The following is a 1,913-nucleotide window of genomic DNA, read 5'->3' as shown; positions in this document are numbered from 1 at the left end:
GTCGGGCCGTCGGTGCCGGGAGGTAGTCGGCGATGAGGGCCCATTGGTCGTCAGTGAGCAGTTGAAATCGAGACACGTTTCCAGGGTTTCAGAATCACACCGGGATGTTTATCAGACACGCCCTAGGGGCACGTACCGCTGTCCTCACCGCATCGCCGGAGGGCGAGGGAATCTACCGTCGTCTGGGGTTCGTGGAGGTCGACCGAGTCCGGCGATTCCGATATCCGATCTAGGGCGTGTCTCCTTTATTGACGATTCGACCACTGACAAGCTGATTCGGTGACTACAGACCAAAGACATCACGTTTTCACCGACGAACAGTCGGCACGTATCGAACCACTGCTGCCTTCCAACACTGGCAAGAGAGCTCGACCCTTCGAAAACAACCGACGAATCGTCGAGGCCATCGCCTACCGATACCGGGCCGGCATCGCCTGGCGCGATCTCCCACGAGAACACTTCGGTCCCTGGCAAACAGTCTGGAAACGCCACCGTCGGTATGCCGCCGACGGCACCTGGGACCGCGTCCTTGCCCAGATCCTGGCTGACGCCGACAGTGCTGGCGACATCGATTGGAACGTCTCCGTCGACGGCACCATCAATCGTGCCCACCAGCATGCGACGAACACGTCCCGCCCTGACCAGGACACAGGGGCCCTCATCGAATTACAAGAATCTGGCAGATCGGGAGTGTGAACCTGCCGGTCACGGAATCCGACGCTCCCGAGGCGGACTGACAACGAAGATCCATCATGCCGTTGACGGCCGGGGCCGACCGTTGGCGATCGTGATCACCGGCGGCCAACGCCACGACGGAGTCATACTGCCGCAAGTACTGGCTGATATTCGAGTCCCACGGATTGGGGCTGGCCGCGCCCGGACTCGGTATTGGCCGACCGGGCTTATGGGTCCAGGCATAATCGTCAGTATTTGAGGACTCGCGGAATCACGGCGGTGATTCCGGAGAAGAAAGACCAGATCTCATCCCGGAAGAAGCGTGGCCGCAGTGGCGAGAGACCGCCGGCATTCGACTCCATGGCGTACAAGAACCGCAATGTCGTCGAGCGGTCCTTCGCCTACGTCAAGCAGTGGAGGGGTTTAGCGACTCGCTACGACAAGCTCGCGGTCATCTATCGTGCCGCGGTCGTGATCAGTGCCATCTTGACCTGGCTCCGTCAATAAAGGAGACATGCCCTAGCTCGAATGCGTTCAAGTCCTTAAACCACTGTGCTGAGTTTTGTGGGTTATAGGCCAAAATGTGTGTACAGGATAGCCTGCTTGCCCAGTAGCCAGTAGGGCAAGACTGGATTGAACATGCTCTGCAACCATGTTCAGTGCCCAATCCCAGAAATCACCCCGTCTGTGGTGTATGTGCAAACAAGCTCGTCAAGAATGGCAAAACCGGTGCCGGACGCACCAGGTGGCGGTGCAAACACTGCGGCTGTTCAGCAATTCAGACGCGCACCGATTCGGCGAAGAAGGCCGACTTCACCAGCTTCATCGCATGGTTGACCAGCACGCAGCCACGAGGCGATTTCGCTACCAGCACTCGCACCTTCACACGAAAGATTCAATGGTGCTGGAACGTAACCCCCAGGGTGGTCCCGACAGGCGAGATCCATGACCAGATCATGCTCGACGGCACCTACTTCAACGGTTGGTGCGTGCTCATCGCCTACACCGGCACTCACGTCATCGACTGGCAATGGTGCGACCAGGAGAAGAACGCGTCCTGGACAGCCCTCATCAGCCGCATCCCCGCCCCGGTGGCTGCGATCGTCGATGGCTGTGTTTTGTCAACTTTTTTCCGGCCAAAAGAGCGCCGAAAATCCAGCCAGGCGAGCATGGTTTCCAGCCGTGTGAGCTCCGCGTCCGATACGGGGAACGTGCCTACCCGTGCAGGGCTGCGGATG

General features: G+C 59.1%; 1 protein-coding gene and 1 pseudogene. Both read left to right on the top strand.

Features of this window, described 5'->3' with window-relative positions; genetic code table 11:
• Positions 1–279 precede the first annotated feature (279 nt).
• Positions 280–1,182: pseudogene (locus ACPUD7_RS17620) on the top strand (IS5 family transposase).
• A 152-nt stretch (positions 1,183–1,334) separates the two neighbouring features.
• A partial coding sequence (locus tag ACPUD7_RS17615) for a transposase-like zinc-binding domain-containing protein (protein ID WP_425120633.1) occupies positions 1,335–1,913 on the top strand: 579 nt, incomplete at its 3' end.

Source organism: Brevibacterium sp. FAM 24630, from assembly GCF_049804075.1.
Lineage (GTDB): Bacteria > Actinomycetota > Actinomycetes > Actinomycetales > Brevibacteriaceae > Brevibacterium.
This window is presented reverse-complemented; position numbering and strand designations above follow the sequence as displayed.